18 protein-coding genes are annotated in these 21,035 nt (G+C 35.0%); 7 read left to right on the forward strand and 11 right to left on the reverse strand.

Annotated elements, in window-relative coordinates; all coding sequences use genetic code 11:
* Nucleotides 1-161: 161 nt before the first annotated feature.
* Genes EGI24_RS03775 through EGI24_RS03790 form a run of 4 tightly spaced genes read right to left on the reverse strand, consistent with a single transcriptional unit; the run spans nt 162 to nt 5,359 of the window.
* The gene (locus EGI24_RS03775; RefSeq protein ID WP_255046984.1) at nt 162-950 is read right to left on the reverse strand and encodes an inositol monophosphatase family protein; all 789 of its coding nucleotides are present in this window, start codon (nt 948-950) and stop codon (nt 162-164) included.
* A complete protein-coding gene (locus tag EGI24_RS03780) occupies nt 928-2,109 on the reverse strand; it encodes a DUF4105 domain-containing protein (protein WP_255046985.1) in 1,182 nt (393 codons plus the stop codon). The genes EGI24_RS03775 and EGI24_RS03780 overlap by 23 nt, the downstream gene beginning before the upstream one ends.
* 57 nt (nt 2,110-2,166) lie before the next feature.
* A complete protein-coding gene (locus EGI24_RS03785; RefSeq protein ID WP_255046986.1) occupies nt 2,167-4,701 on the reverse strand; it encodes an ATP-dependent Clp protease ATP-binding subunit in 2,535 nt (844 codons plus the stop codon).
* A gap of 46 nt (nt 4,702-4,747) precedes the next feature.
* Nucleotides 4,748-5,359 (reverse strand): WbqC family protein, encoded by a 612-nt coding sequence (locus tag EGI24_RS03790; RefSeq protein ID WP_255046987.1) that lies wholly within the window; start codon nt 5,357-5,359, stop codon nt 4,748-4,750.
* A gap of 126 nt (nt 5,360-5,485) precedes the next feature.
* Between EGI24_RS03790 and EGI24_RS21865 the strand changes: the two genes are divergently transcribed.
* On the forward strand, nt 5,486-8,002 hold the full coding sequence (locus tag EGI24_RS21865) for an OmpA family protein (protein ID WP_255046989.1): 2,517 nt from the start codon (nt 5,486-5,488) through the stop codon (nt 8,000-8,002).
* Here the strand turns inward: EGI24_RS21865 and EGI24_RS03800 are convergent.
* Together EGI24_RS03800 and truA are read right to left on the reverse strand one after the other, a co-directional pair.
* Nucleotides 7,999-8,958, reverse strand: a complete 960-nt coding sequence (locus EGI24_RS03800) for an L-threonylcarbamoyladenylate synthase (protein ID WP_255046991.1) — start codon at nt 8,956-8,958, stop codon at nt 7,999-8,001. The genes EGI24_RS21865 and EGI24_RS03800 overlap by 4 nt on opposite strands.
* On the reverse strand, nt 8,955-10,163 hold the full coding sequence (truA, locus tag EGI24_RS21870; RefSeq protein ID WP_310586071.1) for a tRNA pseudouridine(38-40) synthase TruA: 1,209 nt from the start codon (nt 10,161-10,163) through the stop codon (nt 8,955-8,957). Before truA ends, EGI24_RS03800 begins: the two co-directional genes overlap by 4 nt.
* A 111-nt stretch (nt 10,164-10,274) precedes the next feature.
* On the opposite strand from truA, the gene EGI24_RS03815 reads away from it, so the two are divergent.
* From EGI24_RS03815 to EGI24_RS03835, 5 genes are all read left to right on the forward strand, one after another.
* Nucleotides 10,275-11,480 (forward strand): MFS transporter, encoded by a 1,206-nt coding sequence (locus tag EGI24_RS03815; protein WP_255046992.1) that lies wholly within the window; start codon nt 10,275-10,277, stop codon nt 11,478-11,480.
* A 66-nt stretch (nt 11,481-11,546) separates the two neighbouring features.
* Nucleotides 11,547-12,947: a class II fumarate hydratase gene (fumC, locus tag EGI24_RS03820; protein ID WP_255046993.1), complete on the forward strand. Its 1,401-nt coding sequence runs from the start codon at nt 11,547-11,549 to the stop codon at nt 12,945-12,947.
* Nucleotides 12,948-13,001: 54 nt separating this feature from the next.
* Nucleotides 13,002-13,295 (forward strand): hypothetical protein, encoded by a 294-nt coding sequence (locus EGI24_RS03825; RefSeq protein WP_255046994.1) that lies wholly within the window; start codon nt 13,002-13,004, stop codon nt 13,293-13,295.
* Nucleotides 13,296-13,355: 60 nt separating this feature from the next.
* On the forward strand, nt 13,356-14,375 hold the full coding sequence (locus EGI24_RS03830; RefSeq protein ID WP_255046995.1) for a hypothetical protein: 1,020 nt from the start codon (nt 13,356-13,358) through the stop codon (nt 14,373-14,375).
* A gap of 9 nt (nt 14,376-14,384) precedes the next feature.
* Nucleotides 14,385-14,915 (forward strand): NUDIX hydrolase, encoded by a 531-nt coding sequence (locus EGI24_RS03835; RefSeq protein WP_255046996.1) that lies wholly within the window; start codon nt 14,385-14,387, stop codon nt 14,913-14,915.
* Here EGI24_RS03835 and holA read toward each other — a convergent pair.
* The 5 genes from holA to EGI24_RS03860 form a co-directional block, all read right to left on the reverse strand.
* Entirely contained in the window at nt 14,907-15,926 is a 1,020-nt protein-coding gene (gene holA, locus EGI24_RS03840) for a DNA polymerase III subunit delta (protein WP_255046997.1), read from the reverse strand. The two genes, EGI24_RS03835 and holA, sit on opposite strands and share 9 nt — an antisense overlap.
* Complete coding sequence (locus EGI24_RS03845) at nt 15,916-16,530, reverse strand: ACP phosphodiesterase (protein WP_255046998.1); 615 nt, start codon at nt 16,528-16,530, stop codon at nt 15,916-15,918. Before EGI24_RS03845 ends, holA begins: the two co-directional genes overlap by 11 nt.
* Entirely contained in the window at nt 16,527-17,000 is a 474-nt protein-coding gene (locus EGI24_RS03850; protein ID WP_255047000.1) for a dCMP deaminase family protein, read from the reverse strand. Before EGI24_RS03850 ends, EGI24_RS03845 begins: the two co-directional genes overlap by 4 nt.
* A gap of 91 nt (nt 17,001-17,091) precedes the next feature.
* Nucleotides 17,092-18,354, reverse strand: a complete 1,263-nt coding sequence (locus tag EGI24_RS03855; protein ID WP_255047002.1) for a M43 family zinc metalloprotease — start codon at nt 18,352-18,354, stop codon at nt 17,092-17,094.
* Nucleotides 18,335-19,279, reverse strand: coding sequence for a PhoH family protein (locus tag EGI24_RS03860; protein ID WP_255047003.1), 945 nt, complete (start codon nt 19,277-19,279; stop codon nt 18,335-18,337). Before EGI24_RS03860 ends, EGI24_RS03855 begins: the two co-directional genes overlap by 20 nt.
* A 259-nt stretch (nt 19,280-19,538) precedes the next feature.
* On the opposite strand from EGI24_RS03860, the gene dnaB reads away from it, so the two are divergent.
* Entirely contained in the window at nt 19,539-21,032 is a 1,494-nt protein-coding gene (gene dnaB, locus EGI24_RS03865; RefSeq protein ID WP_255047186.1) for a replicative DNA helicase, read from the forward strand.
* Nucleotides 21,033-21,035: the final 3 nt, after the last annotated feature.

Genomic DNA, 21,035 nt, shown 5'->3' on the forward strand with positions numbered 1-21,035 from the left:
TTGTTGTTATATTTTTAGTCACAGAGTTTTATAGTGTTCTTTTTTATTCACTTTTCGTTTTTGAGTTTAACGGAGTTTTCGCTTTGCTCATTTCCGCATCGTCAACTTGAATTTAAGCTTTTAAAACTTAGCGTCTTTGCGTTAAAAAAAGTCAGCCGATATTACCAAAAACGCTTTATTTCTGCTAAAAGTTCGGTTTGTACGGCACTTCCTGCGATGATATCGCCGCCGAAAAGGTAATTGTCACCACCCGAGAAATCCGTGACCTTCCCTCCTGCTTCAGTGACCAAAAGAACACCAGCTGCCATATCCCAAGAATTGAGATTGTACTCAAAAAAGCCATCGTACATTCCGGCTGCCACGTAGGCTAAATCTAGGGCTGCGGAACCAAATCTTCGTAAGCCATGCGTTTTTTGCATCAAAGACTCTAAGATTTGGATATATTTCTCCATTTCTTCAAACTTATAGTATGGAAACCCTGTAGCAAACAAACTTTGTCCAAAAGTATGATTATCAGATACTTTTATTGCAGAATCGTTTCTAAAAGCACCACCACCTTTCGTTGCCCAAAACATATCATGGGTGCAAATGTTGTATACCACTCCAATGAGTACATCCTTTCCTTCAGCTAGTGCCAAACTCACTGAATAATGAGGTAATCCATGCACGAAATTAGCAGTTCCGTCCAAGGGGTCTATAATCCAATTCAATCCGTCTTGATCTCCTGTAGCAACTGTTCCCTCTTCTGTAATGAAACAAATTTCGGGATTAATGGCTTTCAGTCTGGTAACAATCAGATTTTCAGCTTCTTTGTCCACATAAGACACCACGTTATTTATGTCTTTGTATTCTATCGAATTGGTCTTAAATTTAAGAGCTTCATTGGCTATAAATTCTCCAGCCTCTTTGGCTATTCCTTGTACTTGTTCAACTATTGATTTTAAATCCATGGTTATTTTTTAAAATGAAAGCTACTCTGATTAATGCTGTGAGTATAATTGGTATTATGGCTAGTGGGATTCCTTGAGGTTTATAACCCCAAGCCAGCAATAATCCTATATTTATCAAGGCATATATCCAAAGTAATAGTTTTGTTATAGCAGTTTTTTTTACAAAAAATATCATCGGAAACATAATCGGAAAAGCCCAGATTACATTCATGTTTTTTTCAGTAACACCATGATCTGTTACGAACCAAAGTCCTAGAAAAAACCAACCTGCAATTCCCAAAATAGAAAAGAATATTTTATCAAAAAATAGTTTTTTATTTCCTGATTTAATTTGCCAAAAAGTAAAGATAGCCACTAGTCCGAATAGCAAAGAGAAAACTACAAAGGGCGAAAATATAGAAGAAGAAACACTTGGTGGCTCTACTGCAGTATGCTGAATTTTACCTAAAACAAAAGGCTGTATTACACCGTCGTGAACAATCGTTGCTGAGTCAAAACCAACAGAAAGGTTTTCCGGAAGAAACATGGCTCCTGATTCTTTCGTTTTTTCGTCAGAAGGCAAGCCAATAGCGAGACTCATGCCAAAATTCATCCAAGGCTTCTTTTTACTTGCATATTTGTCTATCCACTCGCGATAGGTTGAGTCAGCATGCAAGGTCGGTGAAAACTGAAGCGAATCTTTACAAACTTGTTGTAAAATATCCCGAATTCTACTGGCACAATTGTAGTAGAAAAAACGGTATTTGTATTCCCGATTTTCTGGTAAATAATTGTTGGTCAAAAATTGATGAAGGTCCTCTTTTTGTTGGGCTGATAAATTTAAAATTTGTTCAGATGCCGAGCGATTTTCTTTGAATTTGTAATGGTCAATAAATGGCTGGAAATCGTATTTTGCCATTTTATAAGGTAAGGTTCCTTTTAAAAACTTTACCACAAAACCAGGCTGGTCAAAGCTGAAAGTTCCATAATCGTAACACTCATTTATGCCATTTACGGGATCATTTAGGTGCAATACCGTATGACCCCATATTTGATAGATGGCGTCTTCCGACGAACCTGTAGAAATCGTAACCAAGCCAAATTTGGCTTCTTTCGAAAGTTGCTGAGCTTGGCTACTTAATGCAGCAACTAAGCAAATGAATAAGAATAGTTTTTTCATAAAACAAAAATAGCACGAGAAACCTTTCCCGTGCTATCGATTTATATTTTTTAAAAATTATTGTTCAATCGTTTCCTCTTTTGGCTTTTTGCTAAATTTCAACAATTCACCATTTTCTTCATGATCAACCATGATCACATCACCTTCGCTCAAAGTCCCTTTCAGTATTTCCTCTGCTAAAGGATCCTCTACAAATTTCTGAATGGCTCTGTTTAAAGGTCTAGCACCATATTGTTGGTCGTAACCTTTTTCTGCTAAGAAATCTTTGGCTTTTTCGGTCAATTCCATTGAATAACCGATGCTAGTAATTCTCGAGAAAAGCTTTTTGAGAGAAATATCAATGATTTTGTGAATGTCTTCTCTAGCAAGAGAGTTAAACACGATAACATCATCCAGTCTGTTTAAGAATTCTGGTGAGAAAGTCTTTTTCAAAGCATTCTGGATAGTTGATTTTATCATATCATCCTGATTTTCAACTCTTGATTTGGTAGCAAAACCAATTCCTGAACCAAAGTCCTTCAAGTCTCTAACACCAATATTAGAGGTCATGATGATGATTGTGTTTCTAAAATCAACTCTTCTCCCCAAACTATCTGTCAAAATACCATCATCCAATACTTGTAACAAAATATTGAAAATATCTGGGTGTGCTTTTTCAATTTCATCTAAAAGCACTACAGAATATGGCTTTCTTCGTACTTTTTCAGTCAATTGACCGCCTTCTTCATAACCTACATATCCTGGAGGAGCTCCTACGAGACGCGAAATACTGAATTTCTCCATGTATTCACTCATATCAATACGTATCAAAGCATCTTCTTTGTCAAAAAGATATTCGGTCAACGTTTTTGCCAATTCTGTTTTACCAACACCTGTGGGTCCTAAGAAAATGAACGTTCCAATAGGCTTTTTCGGATCTTTCAAACCTACTCTAGTTCTTTGAATGGCCTTTACAAGTTTCTCCACGGCGGCATCTTGTCCAACAATTCTTCCACGAAGCGAATCACCCATTTTCAGGATTTTATCGCCTTCATTCATATTGACTTTTTTCACTGGGATGCCCGTCATCATGGCTATTACCTCGCCTACGTGGTCCTCAGTTACAATATGACGCAAAGTTTTAGATTCTTCTTCCCAAGCTTGTTTGGCGTTTTCAAGTTGTTCCAAAAGCTTTTTCTCACGATCTCTCAGCTGAGCTGCTTCTTCGTATCTTTGACTTTTAACGACTCTATTTTTCTCTAATTTTATTTCCTCAACAGCCTCTTCTAAATCTACGACTTCTTGAGGGACATTGATGTTTTTGATGTGAACTCTTGCTCCTACTTCATCAATCACATCTATGGCTTTGTCAGGTAAAAATCTGTCCGTAATGTATCTTTCTGAGTATTTTACTGCGGAAACAATGGCTTCATCAGAGTAAGTTACATTGTGGTGATCTTCGTATTTGCTTTTGATGTTGTTTAGAATCTCAATGGTTTCATCGATAGATGTAGCATCCACCATAACCATTTGGAATCTTCTTGCCAAAGCACCATCTTTTTCAATGTATTGACGATATTCATCCAAAGTTGTTGCTCCAACGCATTGAATATCTCCTCTGGCCAAAGCTGGTTTGAACATATTAGAGGCATCCAAAGAGCCACTAGCACCACCAGCACCTACAATGGTATGTATTTCATCAATGAAAAGAACGATTTGGGGATTTTTCTCGATTTCAAGCATTACGGCTTTCATTCTTTCCTCAAACTGACCCCGGTATTTCGTTCCAGCTACCAAAGAAGCCAAATCAAGCGTAACTACTCTTTTTCCGAAAAGAACACGAGAAACTTTTTTCTGTACAATTCTAAGTGCTAAACCTTCAGCGATGGCTGTTTTACCCACACCTGGCTCACCAATTAGAATTGGATTGTTTTTCTTTCTTCTAGATAAAATCTGAGCGACTCTCTCTATTTCTTTTTCACGTCCAACAATTGGATCTAACTTCCCGATTTCAGCCATCTTGGTCAAATCTCTTCCAAAATTGTCCAAAATTGGCGTTCTAGATTTTTCTCCAGTTTTTGGATCGCCTTTCTGGCTACCGTAAGATCCACTTCCACCACCAAATGATTTGTCGTCATCGTCAGTATCTGGTCTTTCCATGGTAGGTTCCTGACCAGTTAGTTGATATTCCAACATTTCTTTGATCAATTTATAATTGATTCTATAACGATTCAATATTTGGCAACCCAAATTATCATCGTCTCTCAGCACAGCTAACAACAAATGTTCAGTTCCGATAACATCAGACTTGAAAATTTTTGCTTCTAAATGGGTGATTTTAAGTACTTTCTCTGATTGTCTGGTCAGAGGAATGTTAGAAAGGTTTTTGATGGTATTGGTTGCTGTTCCTCTTGTAGAGTTCTCGATAGAGGTTCTTAATTCTTCTGGATTTAAACCAGCCTTTTGAATCAGTTCTAAACCAAGTCCTTCACCTTCACGAATCATTCCTAAGATAAGATGCTCAGTTCCGATATAATCGTGCCCCAATCTCAATGCCTCTTCACGGGCAAGAGATATAACTTCTTTTACTCTTTGTGAAAACTTGGGTTCCATTTAATCTCCTTTTTTATCGAATTAACATTATTTTTTAAAACATTGTTCAATTGACCGATTTCCTTGAGCTTCTCAGGATTTGTACGCTCTCTGGTCCTTTCGAAAAAATAAGGTCTATGACACTCAAATTAGGCTCAAACTTGTTGCCAAAGTTTTGAAAATATTCTTTTGGCACATAATATTCCGGAAAATCGAGTCTATTCTTTGCATTAAAGCTAATAAAATCGTTTTTATTCTCAAAATAGGAAAATTCAGCTTGACAAATTGTCGTGTTAATTTTCAATAATTCAAGACATATTGTCAGAGATTTATAGTTTAGATCGATTAGATGTGCATAATGTTTGGTAAATAACGGTTCAAACATATATTCATAGTACTCGAAATACGAACTTTTTTTATAACAATTTTCAATAGACTTCCGGATGGACCTTTGCCAGTTGGTAGAATTATCAATTTTTATTTCCTTAATAATTTCATTGTTTGGACCTTTTTGAATGGGAACGGTTAGTGTTTCTATTTGATGCGGACCTAGAATGTTTGCTCGAGTTCTGAATGATTGTTTCCTATATTGTTCTCCAATATTGATTTTTATTTCAGATTCTTCTAAAATTGTAGTCATATAAACCAAACATGGCAGAAAATTTGAAGAGAAAATCATCGTAAGATAATTTTTAGGTTTTTTGGAAGTTTAAAGAACAAAGATAATAAGGCAATTTTGATGGTAAGAGGTTTTGTTTTTTTAGTTTTCTGTTTATTTACCTCAGTAAATATATCAAAGGCTTTTGTGCCTGAAAATATAAAGCTGAAGGTAGTGGTCATTAATAGTTTCGATGGAAATCAGTTACAGTCGAATTTTACAGTAAAAGTAACACTAGATCCTGGCGGTCAAGAGATTAAACTCATTAATAACAAGAAAGAGACATATTATGATATTCCAAGAGGTAAAGTTCTGAAGATTTCAGTTACAGCCGTAGGTTTTTATAATGAAGTTAAATCTTTCGAAAGCGAGAATTTGAGTGATGGTGACATTTTAGAAATTCAATTAAATCCTAAACCATCTGGAAGATTGCAACTTACAACAATTGATGCGGATACCAAAGATCCTGTTTCTTCTGATGTTGAAATTGTGTTTTTTTCAAGAACTAATAAGGAAAAAATAAACGAACAAAATCCGCAGATTCTGTATTATTATGAATTGAAAGGAAAGTATAAAATTACAACAAATGCCAAGGGCTATTTAAAAGATACACGAGAACTGGAATTAGATATCGATGCGGAACAAAAAACAGAAACAGTAGTAATAGAGCTGATTAAAAACCGAATGCAGCAGGAAATTAGTTTATTTGATTTATCTACAAACTTAAAAATTTCTGCCGGAACTGTTTCTATAAATCATATGGAAACTGGACAAAAGATTTTCGATGGAAAAATAGAAAATGGCCGTGTATTATTTGATGGAAATAGAAATGATAATTATACTATTATAACAACTGTTCCTGGTTTTATGGAGTTCAAATCACCTTTTGTTTTGGATGGTAAACCTAAAAAATATGGATTATCACCAAGTTCTTCTCTTCAAATTGATGTTTTTGATGAAGAATCCAGCGAAAGGCTAGGAATAGAACTTGAAATCACTAGCCCTACTGGTAAGAAATCCAAGTTGAATACATCGAATAAGCAAGCCTATTCATACGTTCCCACCGAGACGGGTACCTATAGCATTGCGTCCAAAGCCAATGGTTATATCAATCGTTCTGGTAGTTTTTTTGTAAAATCTTTGGCAGCAGGTAGTACCTTTTACACATTTAGACTCAAAAAAGGCTCAAACGAGTACGTTATTAGCGTATTTGATTTCGAAACCAAAAATCCAATTAATAATGCCATCATAAAAGTTTATAGCGAGCAATCAAAAGAGATTGCTGGGAAAGTTACAAAAAATCAAAAATCAGTAAATTTAGATGCTGAGAAGAAACATTTTTTTGAGGTATCGGCAATTGGATATAACGATTTTACCGCAAATGTTGAAACAAATAAATCTATAGAGGTTTTTCTAAAAAAGAAAGTTGCGGATGTTTTAGAAACCTTTGAAATAACTGTTGTGGATGAACAAACCAAGATTCCAATAAAAGATGCAAGACTTAGAGTTTTTGAAAGTGACAACAAAGCCATTGCTTTGAGTTTTGACCCAAGTAGGTCAGTTTTTATCTCCAATAAAGTAAATCCTAAGCTGAGTTATAACTACGAAGCTTCTGCCAAAGGTTATAATAATTTGAAACAGCGGTTGGATTTGACTCAAAATAAGATTCAATTGGTAATGACAGCTTTTGAAATTAGCAATTTTTATTTTTCTGCCATAGATGCATTTACGAAAGAAAAGATTGATGCCAATTTTAAAATTCAAGTAGAAAAGGTTGAAATCAAACAAGATTTGGAAGGTGACAGAAAAAGAGTCAGTCTTTCTGCAACAAATAATTATAGTCTTGAAGTCAAAAAAGACAATTTTAAAAGCATTAGTAAGGTAATAGATAGAAGAGAAGCGGTAAATTCAGCATTTGTTGTTCCACTTTTCAGAGAATCCTACCCTATTCTTTTCAAAGTTAATAATAAATTGGATCCTTCAAAAACACCTGAAATTAAGGCAACCCTAAAAACTAAAAATGACAACAAATCAGAGGAATTGTCTTTCAATCTTGATAAAAATGGATTCTTAGGCAATATTTCATCTGATGGAAACTATACTTTGCAAATTCAAATACCTGATTTTGAAAACTATACTGGAGCTTTCATGCTGAATCAAGCAAATCCTGAAAGCTTGGAATATTTATTGACTTTAAAACCGTTAAAGAAGGCAATTGAAAAAGTTGATAAACCAGTTATAGAGACGCCAAAAGAGGAAAAAGTAATAGCGGCAAAGGTTCAAGGACCTCCTTCGGCAGCCTTAGATATCAAAAAAGGAATCAAGTATCCGTTGGAAGGGGTAAATTTTGAAAAAAGTAAAACAATATTGGTGAAAGGTGCTGAATCTAAACTTGACGGTGTAGTTGAATACCTAAAGCAAAACCCTAAAGCCCAAATTGAAATAGCAGGTCATACAGATAATGAAGGGTTAGACCAAAGATTAAATCAACGTCTATCAGAGTTTAGAGCAAAAGTGGTCGCCAATTATTTGTTCAATAAAGGAATTGCCTCAGAACGAATTATTACCATCGGAAAAGGCTCGACTGAACCAATTGTACCCAATGACACTGACGAGAATAAAGCAAAGAATAGAAGAATAGAAATTATGATTTTAGAAGATTAAGATTTTGCAGCTGCTCTCCTAAGCCTGTCATTTATGGCTAATCCCAAGCCAATTTCGGGAACCAATTCTATATAAATTTTCTCAATGGGAAGTTTATCTAAGCTTCTTAATCCATCAAAAAGTCTAAAAGCGGCTTCCTTTAAGTCAGAATTGGCAGATAAAATAAATTGATTGTCAAATCCCTCTACTTCTTTATTAAATAACAAGAAGCCTGTTTTGTCCTTGTCAATATGCTTTAAATCTACTTTTTGCTCAAGAATCTCTATACGTTTGTTGGGTGAATAATGTTTATCTAGCATTCCAGGTGCCTCAGGATTTGAACTGGAATGATCTTTTATGATTATTTCCCCAAGAAATAAATTTTTTAGGCTTTCAAGTTCTAAGCCACCTTTTCTATAAACAATCAGTTTTTCATCTTCCATGCCGATAATGGTTGACTCCAACCCTACTTGGCATGGCCCTCCGTCAAGTATATATGGAATTCTTTCTCCCAATTGTTCGAAAACATGCAAAGGTGTGGTGGGCGAAACATAACCAAAGGGATTGGCACTCGGTGCTGCCAAAGGGAAATCCAGTTTATTTAATAATTCAAGTGTTAGGGGATGATTTGGAATCCTGATTGCCACTTTTTTTAGACCGGAAGTTGTTATTTCGGGAATTATTCCGCTTTTTTCTACCAAAAAAGTCAAAGGACCTGGGCAAAATTTATTCGCAATAGCTAAAAGCTCTTTGGGGAAATTCAGGGTATATTTTTCGAAATCTGATATTTTTCCAACGTGAATGATCAAGGGATCAAAACTTGGTCGGTTTTTGGCTTCATAGATTTTGCTCACCGCCAAAGGATCCAATGCATTTGCTGCTAAACCATAAACCGTCTCCGTAGGGATGGCCACTATGTTGCCATTCATCAAAAGATTTTGAGCTTTGCTTATACTTTTTCCTATTTCTGCGGTCATAATTGTTTTTCAAAATACAAAATATCATCCTCGGGATTAACATTGTAAGGAATTGTCTCCTCAAATCCCAAATTTCTATATAAGCTCACGGCGGATTCCAAACGCCCCAAAGTATCTAATTTCATAATTTTATATTTCAAGTCTTTGGCTTTTTCAATTAAGGCCTCGGCCAAAAGTTTTCCGATACCATAACCTTGAAATTCAGGAAGAACAAAAAGTCGCTTCATTTCACAAATTCCGTCTTCTAGCTTTTTAAGAGCAACTATTCCAACCACATTTTCTCCTTCTTTTGCAAATAAGATAGTTCCCGTTGGAAAAGCATATTTTCCCGGCAAATTGTCAAGTTCTTCTTGGAAGCCTTGAAAACACAATGAAATGCCTAAATTTTCTTGATACTTGAGGAATAATGTTTTCGCTAGACCCATTTCACTCATTTCTGCTTCTGAAATCTTAACAAATCTTTCAAAATAGCCTTCTGGGTAATTTACCTCTTCTAATGTTAAACCTTCGGCTTTGGCGGCAATCCCAGCTTTTGTTCTATCTTTTTCTAAAATTATTTGTTCAAAATCATCTACAGAAATCTTCGAAACTCCTACATTTATCAAAGTTCCAACGATTGCCCTCACCATGCCTCTTAAAAATCTATTGGCCCTTATGTGAAACTCTAAAGTATCCCCATTTTGTATCCAAAATGCTTCTTCTATCCTACAATCAAAAGTCTTAACGTCGGTTTTTACCTTACTAAAACTTTTAAAATCCATGTGTTTGAGTAGAATTTGCGAAGCTTTGTTTAGTTCTGCAATATTCATATTTCTAAAGTAAACCGCTGCCACATCTTTCTTAAAGGGGTCTTTAAAAGGAATAATTCTGTAAATATATTTTCTAGTTACAGCATCAAATCTGGTGTGATCGTTGGGATATACCTTAAAAATATTATTAACTGAAATGTCATCGCTTAAGAATTTGTTTAGCCTAATTTTAAGATTTGTAGTGTCATTTATTTTTTTGGGAAAAATAAAATGAGCAAACTGCTGTCTAGCATGAACACCCGTATCTGTTCGACTACTGCCCATAATCGATATTTTTTCGCCTAAAATGGTGCTTAAAGCAAATTCCAATTCACCTTGAATACTCGGGGCATTGGGTTGAATTTGCCAACCATGAAAATTTGTTCCAAGGTATGATACCTCTATAAAGTATTTCATACTGCAAAATTATGGATTTTTTCAGCAATATATTTGATAAATGATTTTTTAGGCTTTAAAAAAATGCTTTAGTTTGTAGAATAAACAAAACTGTAAAACCCTAATTATATTATGAAATTGACTGTAAGGATTCAGCTCATGTTGATGATGTTCCTGATGTTTTTTACCTGGGGCTCGTGGTATGGCCAAATGGGCAAATACATGTTCACCACTTTAAATGCCAATGGCGACCAAATAGGCAATGCTTATGCAACATTTTCCATTGCTTCTATTATTGCTCCATTTTTTATCGGTATGATAGCCGATAGGTATTTTTCAGCCCAAAAAGTAATGGGGATTTTGAATTTATTAGGAGCTGGAATCCTTTATTTTCTTATTCAAAACCAATCGGCTGATAATTTTTTCTGGTATATTTTGGCCTACACCCTAACATTTGCTCCCAATTTGGCCTTGTCAAGTTCAATTGCAATGAATCAAATGAAAGATCCGGGAAAGGAATTTCCAGTTATTAGGGTTTTAGGCACGATAGCATGGATAGTAGTTACCAATATTATAGGTTTTTATGAAGTTGGAGATAAAGTAACAATTTTCCAGATTGCCATGTTTACCTCACTTGCTTGGGCTGTTTTTGCATTTACTTTGCCCAATACCCCACCAAAGGCAACTGGAAATGCCACTATCGGTCAAATTTTAGGCACTGATGCATTCGTGTTGTTTAAGGATCGTTCCTTTTTAATATTCTTCATTTCGTCTGTTTTGGTTTGTATACCTTTGGCATTTTATTATGCCCATGGAAATTTATCTCTTACCGAATCAAATATGACTAATGTAGAGAATAAAATGTCACTCGGTCAGGTTTCAGAAGTTGGATTTATGTTACTTATTCCTTTTGCTTTGCAAAAATTTGGCATAAAAAAGATGTTAATTGTAGGTTTGATTGCTTGGATTACACGTTTTGTTTGCTTTGGATACGGCGATGGAATTTCGTCTGAGTGGGTTTTATATATTGCAATATTGCTCCATGGCGTATGTTATGACTTCTTTTTTGTAACGGGACAAATTTACACCGATAACAAAGCAGGAGAAAAAATAAAGAATTCTGCCCAAGGGCTCATAACTTTTGCAACTTATGGTGTAGGTATGGGAATTGGTTCCTATTTATCGGGAAAAGTCCTTACCAAATATACATCAGTTGTAGATGGAGTTACCAAACACGATTGGTCTGGTGTTTGGATGGTTCCTGCTTACATTGCTGCTGGTGTTCTAATACTGTTTATTTTGTTTTTCAAAGATAATACGAGAAATTCGGCTAAATAAATTGTATAATTCTAAGTTTGATATTATTCAAATCGATACTAAATTTGTAAAAAAATAGATAAAAAAATGGACTACAGGATAGAAAAAGATACAATGGGCGAAGTTCAAGTACCTTCACATGTTTATTGGGGGGCTCAAACACAACGTTCGATTGAGAATTTCCAAATTGCACAAGACATCAACAAGATGCCTAAAGAAATCATCAAAGCTTTTGCCTATTTGAAACATGGTGCTGCTTTAGCAAATTTTGAAGCAGGAGTTTTGGATGAAGAAAAAGCAAAGCTTATTGGTGTAGTTTGTGATGAAATATTAGAAGGAAAACTAGATGATCAGTTTCCATTGGTGGTATGGCAAACGGGTTCTGGTACGCAATCAAACATGAACTGTAATGAAGTTATTGCTTACAGAGCCCATGTCTTAAAAGGTGGTGAATTGAATGACAAAGCGAAGTTTTTACATCCAAATGACGATGTAAACAAGTCACAATCCTCAAATGATACCTTTCCAACTGCTATGCACATTGCAGCCTATAAGATGTTGGTAGAGAAAACAATCCCAGGAATTGAAAAACTCAGAGATACGCTTTCTGCCAAATCAAAAGAGTTTATGCATGTCGTTAAAATCGGCCGAACGCACTTCATGGATGCAACACCTTTAACACTTGGGCAGGAATTTTCGGGATACGTTTCACAGCTAAACCATGGTTTGAAAGCAATCAACCATACCCTGGATCATTTATCTGAGCTAGCACTAGGTGGTACCGCCGTTGGTACTGGCATTAATACGCCTGATGGATATTCAGAAAATGTGGCTGGTCAAATTGCTAAGCTTACCGGTTTGCCTTTTAGGACTGCCGAAAATAAATTTGAAGCCCTTGCAGCCCATGATGCTATTGTGGAAGCACACGGTGCTTTGAAAACCGTTGCAGTAAGCCTAATGAAAATTGGCAATGACGTCAGAATGTTGTCGTCAGGTCCACGATCTGGTATTGGCGAAATATACATTCCAGATAATGAACCTGGGTCTTCAATTATGCCAGGAAAAGTCAATCCTACGCAATGCGAGGCCATGACAATGGCAGCTGCTCAAATTCTTGGTAACGATGTGGCCATTAATATTGGGGGTTCAAACGGTCATTTTGAACTAAATGTGTTTAAACCCATGATGATTTTCAACTTCCTTCATTCAGCGAGACTTATTGGAGATGTTTGTGTATCGTTTAATGACAAATGTGCTGTGGGAATACAACCTTTGCATGAAAATATTAAGAAGCATGTGAATAATTCGTTGATGCTGGTAACAGCCTTGAATACTAAAATAGGGTATTATAAAGCTGCGGAAATAGCTCAAACTGCCCACAAAAACGGTAGTACGCTTAAAGAAACGGCAATTGCTCTAGGTTATGTGACTGCCGATGAATTTGATGAGTGGGTAAAACCTGAAGAAATGGTCGGAAAAATTTTGTAATATTTTGTTGTAAATATCCTTTTGTATATTATTTTTGACAAAAAAATATCACTAATGAAAAAATTAGTTCTTTTTCTTTTATTGATTTCTGCAACTTTCTCATTGTCAAGCTTTGGTATTGTGAGCAATCCTCGAATTGCCAATCAACAGCAGAAGGCAGGAAAATTAATGGTTATTAACTCAAAATCAACTGTGAATTCAACAGCTATCTTTAATAACCCAGTGGAAATCAAAGATAACGGAAAAACAGAGGAGAAGTTGGAATCTGGAAAAAGCCTTCTTAAAAGCTTCTTTGCGTTAATTATTAGTACGTTATCTCAAATTGTTATGACTTTAGTTTCTAAATAAACAAAATTGATAAATTTTTTGTCTGAAAAAACGTTGTCTTCTCAAAGGCAGCGTTTTTTTATGAAATATATTTTCTTGTTATTTTTATTAGTTTCCTGTTCGAGGAAGGATTCTATGCCACCATTATTATTTGAGAAAGGTTCCGCTTTTGTTATAAATGGTGGAGAAAATAGTATATCTGTTATTGATACTGAAAGTTTTGAGGAAAAAGGTCGATATTATTTCAAAAATGCAGGAAATTCATTTGGTCATCATATCTATTTTTCAAATGATTTTTCCAAGTTCTCAATAGCTTTTCCAGAATATGACTTTTCAAATGGACATGGAGGTTTGCATGGAGCTTCTGTAAAAGGAAATATCGGAATCCTAAACCTCTCCGACCAGACTGAAAAAATTATTCCGTTAACTTTTGCCAACCACAATGCAATTTTCTCCCCTGACCAAAAAGAAATTTGGACGAGTTTAGTTTCACATTCAGGCAAGGTACAAGTTTTTGATGCTGTGAATTATAATTCTATAAAGGAAATTTCAGTTGGGCCAGACCCGACAGAACTTATTTTTGCCAAAAATGGTGATTTAGCGGTGGTTGCTAGCGGAGAAACCTCCTTTTTGACAGTAATTGATGCCAAATCAAAAGTAATAGTAAAAGAAATAAAAGTAGACCCTTTCCCAACGAATGTTTGGCCAGGATGGAACCAAGCCACAGTTTTGGTTGAAAACTCAAATACTAAGAGTTTAAATATTGTAAATCTCGATGATTTTAAAGTGATTGATTTTATAGATTTTGATTTTATACCTGGTTTTGTAGTCTATAACTCATTTTTAAGCGAATTGTGGGTTTGTGCTCCCAAAGCCAATAAAGTATTTGTTTATAAAAAAAACCAAACAGAGTGGCTGAAAAAATCTGAGATTTTGACGGATAGTGATCCGCATCAAATCGGTTTCCTGAAAGATGGTAAGACCGCTTTAATAGTCAATCAAAAAGGAAATTCGGTTCAGGTTGTGGATGTTTTGTCAAAAGCAGTAAAAAAGAAAATTAATATTGGTCTAAAACCAAATGGAATTGCAATTTGGGAATAATAAAAAGAAATGAAAAAAATATTGGAGTTAATAGCGTCCTATAATGGTATATATGAATCAGAGAAATTGATTAAAAAAAGATTTATAGAATTTGTTCAGAAATATGAGGATTGCTTTGAAAGACATTTACTAGTTGGCCATATTACAGCATCTGCTTTTATTTTTGACAAAAAAAACAACAAAATACTGCTACTTCATCATAAAAAACTCAATAAATGGCTGCAGCCAGGAGGTCATTGCGATGGAGATAAAGATACACTTTCGGTAGCAATTAAGGAGGTTTTTGAGGAAACAGGTTTAGTGATTAAAAATCAAGCTCAGCCGATATTTGATTTAGACATTCATATGATTCCAGAAAATAAAGGAATTCCTGAACACGAACATTTTGATGTAAGATATTTGCTGTTGGCTGATTCTAAAATCCCTTTGATACAAAACCACGAGACCAATCAATTGAAATGGGTTGATTTGTCAGAAATGGAGAATTACACCTCAGAAGAGTCATTAAGAAGAATGAAAAATAAGCTTACCTTAGTTTAGAATATTGAAAATCAAGTCTTTGTAGATGTCACCTTCAGATATTGAGCCAGCTTCTACACCTTTCGATTTTTGATCTGCAATATTTAGGGCATGAATAACTTTCATCAATTGACCTATAGGATATAAAGAAGCTGCTTTTTTATAATCTTTCAAGAAATAGGCATTTACCCCCATATTTTTCGCTAAATCAGCATCCGATTGATTTTTAAGACCATGTAGTAAAAGCACTTTCGAGAAAAAATTATACAGAATAATAATATTTGGTGTGATTGGGTGGTCTTTTGTGTTGTCCCCAAAGTACTTCACTATTTGAAAACTCCTTTTTGCATTTTTCTCTGTTAATGCCTTTTGTAATTCAAAAACATTGTAGTCTTTGGAAATTCCTACATACTTTTCAATCGTAGAGGCATCAATGGCTTCATCTGCCTTAAGGTTTACCTTAAGCTTATCAATTTCATTATGAATGGCTTGTAGGTTGTTTCCAATGTGTTCAGAAAGTAATTGGACTGCCTTAGGACTTATTTTAAGATTAAGAGAAGCACAATGCGAAATTATAAAATCTGGAATTTCATAATCATACATTTTTTTGAAGTTCATATTTAGCCCATGCTTTGCAAATGCCTTTACCCAGGTTTTTCGCTCATCTTGTGGTTTTCCAAAACTCAAAACCAAAATCGTAGAACTTAAAGGATTATTCGCATAATTTTCGATCAATGCCAGGTTGTCTTTGTTAGACAAATCTGCCATCATGTGAGCTTCTTTTACAAGCACCAATTGCCTTTCGGCCATCATTGGGAATTTCCTGGCATAGTTTATTATGTCGCCAGTTGTAATATCTTTTCCATACAACACATACTCATTGAAACCCTTTTCAAAATCTGGAATGGCAATGTCTAATATTTTATTGACAAACTGATCTACATAAAAAGGCTCGTTTCCATGCAGTAAATATACTGGTTTGAGCGATTTCCCTTCCAGTTTGTCTATAATTTGCTGATAATTATTTGCCATCGAGTTTATGTTCTTTCAATAATTTGTCACAATGTTTTTTTAATTCTTCAAAGAATTCCAAGAATTTTTCATTGATGAAATAGTAATTCTCCTCAAATTCCTTCAAAGATAATCTTAAATCTATTTCAGGCTTATTTATTCTTTTATTAAGGTTAAGGAAAGCTCTTTCTAGTCCCCAGTTTTCTTTGTAATTCTTTAACCAATCATGCTCTATCATCGAATTTATCATTCCCTGAAGATGCTCTGGTTGTATATCCAAATAGCTCTTTAGAGATTTATAAACCCTTGGCCTAAAGACATCAAATGCTTCTTCAGTGAAAATTTCCCAGTTTTTTACCAAATAATGATCAAATAAAACATCAATAATGATGGGAGAATATTTCCCAAATTTTGGGTAAAAAAGTTCCTTACATTCTTTTACCACAGGGTGTGAATCCGTCATAGTATCTATTTGACGGTGCATTAAAAGACCAATTTTGACATCCTTTGGCAACTTACCATTGGTTTCATTTTCTATATGGCCTGTAACAAAATCTTCCAAAAGATTCCCCAGAATTACTCCATCATTGCTTCCAGCCAGAAAAAGATGAGCCAAATAATTCATAACAGTTCGTATTTAACTACTTCAACCCCAAATTTTCTTAGAAAATCAACACCCTCATCACTGGGAATTCCTTTATATGTAGCATAAGAATTCAAGAAAAATACCTTTTTGATTTTCATAGAATATATAACTCTTGCACAGGCGATGCATGGAGATAAAGTTACATAAAGCGTTGAACCTTCTACTTTCGCACCATTTTTTGATGCATATAGTATGGCATTTTGTTCAGCATGAAGTGCCAATGAACAACTGCCCTTTGAGTCTCTTGGACAGCCCACATCACCAAAGTCTTCATCGCAATTGTGGGTTCCTGAAGGCGGGCCGTTATATCCTATCGAAATAATTCTTGTTTCGTTTACTAAAACCGCCCCTACTTGAGCTTTTATGCAATGCGACCTTTTAGCCAAATTACTGGCTAATTCCATGAAAATATCATCAAATTTTGGCTTTTCGGACTTTTTTATTTCCATAGATTTATTTTGGAGAGCTAAATGCTTTAAAGAATTCAAAATTAAACAAAAACAAATCTGAAAGGAAATCTAAATTTCGGCAATTGTAATTTTATTGAGAAATTAACCTTTTATATACAATCTCTTCTCCAGATTTTACCCTTAAATTATAGATTCCTTTGCCTAAATCAATTTTTGGAATTTGAATAAGCCTGCTCGGTGAGTCTTCGAAGGTTGCTTGAACAATTTGCTTTCCAGAAGCATCAAATATTTCGTAATTAAAGTTTGCAAAGGCATTTAATAGGATTTGGAACTGCAAGTATTCTGTTGAAGATGGGTTTTCTAATACTTTTACAATCAATTTTTCCGTTTGTGGAAGGTTAAATTCGGAGTTTGTAACTAATCGTTTCCTCCTTTTACTCACCTCTAATATAGCCCTAACTCTAGATTTTTGGTCGTTTGTGAAAACATTCATACAACTATCTGCTGTATAATCCATGTAGTTTTCAATCATGTTCTGCGTTCTAGTCCCTCTACAATTGGAATATTTGGGTGTACATTTTATACTTAAGTTTCCACTTTCTGTTGGTGGAGTATCGTTACAAAAATCGTCTCCACAATATTCATCGCCCCAAGTGTGAATCAAGCCCAACCAATGACCAATTTCGTGTGTGAGGGTTCTTCCATGGGTATAAACTCCGTTGGTTGAGGTTCCTGTTTTACTCCCGAATGCTCTGTGGTCAATCATCACCCCATCAATGGTTTCATCAATTTCTTCAAGTTCTAATCCGTCAAATTCTCCAATTGGAAATTCGGCATAACCTAAGAAATCGTCCTTTAGTGTGGTAACCCAAATATTTAAATATCGATTGGAGTCCCAATAGGACAAACTGGATAACAAAGTATTTTCATCAAATACATCAAAGCTGGACTTTGAAGAATAAATCCTATTAATTCCTACATTTGGATTTCCATCTGGGTCTTTATCTGCCAGATAGAATTCAATATTCATATCTGTCCCAACTGGAGAATTATTAAATCCCGGTGTGGAGATTTTTTTCCTGTAATCTTCATTCAGAACCCTAATTTGAGAAAATACTTGCTCGTCGGATATGTTGTTATTGCCTTCTCCACCAATTTTACCTGATAAATTATTATGTATTATGTGTACAACAACAGGAATTCTTATGAGTTTATCAGCAAATATGCTTTGTTTTTCATATTTTTGATAATAATCTTGAAGCTTTCTATTTAGAATTTCATGCCTTCTTTTTAGTTTTTCATCAGCCACATCGCCAACGGCACATTTTCTTTGTGCACTGAGGTTTAAAACACAGAAAACAAGAATTAAAAGACTAAGAATCGGCTTTTTCATATGCTTGCAATATTTGTACAACCAATGGATGCCTTACTACATCTTTTCCGTCTAACTCAATAAAGTCAATTCCATTTATTTTTTGAAGTTTCTTTTCTGCATCTTCTAAACCTGATTTTTGGTTCTTCGGTAAATCCACTTGGGTTTTGTCACCTGTTACGATTATTTTAGAAGCAGGCCCCATTCTAGTAAGAAACATCTTGAGCTGCATTGGGGTGGTATTCTGAGCTTCATCTAATAGAATAAACGCATTGTCTAGTGTTCTTCCTCTCATATAAGCCAAAGGGGCAATCTCTATTGTGTTTTTCTCTAAGAACGCTTTCAATTTTTCGCTCGAAACCATGTCTTCAAGAGCATCGTAAATGGGTCTCAAATATGGATCAATTTTTTCTTTCAAGTCACCAGGCAAAAAACCAAGGTTTTCTCCAGCCTCAACCGCAGGCCGAGTAATAATGATTTTCTTAACTTTTTTATCCTTTAAAGCCCTAACCGCCAAGGCGACAGCTGTGTATGTTTTTCCAGTTCCAGCTGGTCCAATTGCAAACACAATATCTGATTTTTCAGAAGCTTCAACAAGCCTTTTTTGGTTTAGTGTTTTGGCTTTTACAATCAAACCTCTATTGCCATGTACAATAATGTCTTTCTGGTTCAATATCTCATCTATATGCTGCGTTTCACCTTCTAAATAGTTCTTGATATTTTCTAATGAAAGATGGCCAGTCTTCTCAAAATGGGCTAAAAGTTTCTCAAACAAACTACTCAGTTGGTTTACATCTTTTTCTGGACCTTTTAAGAATATTTCATCTCCACGGGAGATAATTTTGCTCTGAGGGTATGTTTTGGCTATTTCTTTAATGTTTTCGTTCTGAAATCCGAAGAATTCATTTAATGAAGACGATTCTAGTTTTATTGTTTTTTCAGTCAATTGTTAACCTAATTTTAATTTTCATCAAATTTGGAAAAATTATTAACAATTTCATCGATTTTTCCACAAAAAATTATTGTTACCTATTTAAAATACTGATAAATAATCCTTTCTAAAATCGTTCATTTTGGTTGATTTTATTATCATTTTTTTTTAATGTAATATTGTATTTCGTTAACCCAATTGAAAAAAACAGGCTTTGAGTGAATTTATAAATACATCGATTGTCAGTGAGAATTTAGCTCTGCAAAGAGGTAAAATGGCTCCCCAAACCCCAGAAATGGAAGAGGCGGTTTTGGGAGCTATTCTCATCGATAAGGATGCCTTTGGGCTTGTGAATGAGCTACTCAACATAGAAAGTTTTTATTCTGAAGCTCACCAACTTATTTTTTCCACTATCACAGAGCTTTTCAAAAGCTCTGAACCCATCGATTCCTTAAATGTTATAAGAAATCTCAGAAAAAACGGCCTAATACAGAAAGCAGGTGGAGCTAAATACATTGCGACATTAAGTAGCAAAATTAACTCAGCGGCTAATATTGAGTACCATGCCATGGCGATTTCGCAGTCAGCCATCAAAAGAGAAATGATTAGAGTTGCTGGAGAGATTTTAGAAGATGGTTTTTCTGACAATTTTGATGTTTTTGATCTGCTGAACAAAACAGAACAGTCTTTCTTTGGAATATCTGAAAAAAATATTAGAAAAAATTACCTCGATGCTAACACCATCATGCGGAATACGATTGATGAGTTAGAGCACAAAAAACAGACGAATGTTGATGGTTTAACGGGCATAGCGAGTGGTTTTACTGATTTGGATAATCTTACTGGTGGTTGGCAAAAAACAGAGCTAACGATTATTGCCGCTAGACCCGGTATGGGTAAAACTGCATTTGTGGTTTCTTCAATGAGAAATGCTGCTGTAGATCATGATATTCCAATTGCTATTTTTTCTTTGGAAATGTCAGCTACGCAACTTATGCTTAGGATGATATCAGCTGAAGCAGAGATTGATAGTGAAAAACTGAGAAAAGGTACTTTGCAAGGTCATGAATGGGAACAACTTCATCATCGCATAGAAAAACTTTCAAAAGCCAATATATTTATTGACGACACTCCTGCCCTCTCTATTCTTGAATTAAGGGCAAAATGTAGGAGATTAAAAGCTCAGCACAATATTCAAATGGTTATCATCGATTATTTGCAGTTGATGACTGGGGACGACGGTTCAGGTGTCTCAAGCAGCCGTGAGCAAGAGATTGCAGCTATTTCGAGGTCTTTGAAAAACCTTGCCAAAGAACTTGAAGTGCCTGTTTTGGCACTTTCACAGTTGAGTAGAGCAGTAGAAACTAGAGGAGGAGATAAACGTCCACAATTATCAGATTTGAGAGAATCTGGATCAATTGAGCAAGATGCCGACATGGTAATGTTTTTGTATCGTCCAGAGTATTATAAAATTACAGAGGATGAACAAGGAAATTCAACCGAAGGAATCGGTGAACTGATTATTGCCAAAAATCGAGCGGGAACTATCGAGAATATTCGGCTTCAGTTTATTGGTAAATTTACAAAGTTTGCCAATATTGGAGAATATTCTGGTGCTTCATCTATTCCAAATTCCTTTAGTCAACATTCAGGTATTAGTCAATTTGAATCTCAAGCCGTTGATCCTGGATTTCAAACCTTTAAGAGCAAAATGAATTTGGATCAGGAAAACCCTAATCCAAATTTAGACGAAGAATATCCTTTTTAGTCT

Origin of the sequence: Lacihabitans sp. CS3-21 (assembly GCF_024343675.1) — a bacterium.
Lineage (GTDB): Bacteria > Bacteroidota > Bacteroidia > Cytophagales > Spirosomataceae > Leadbetterella.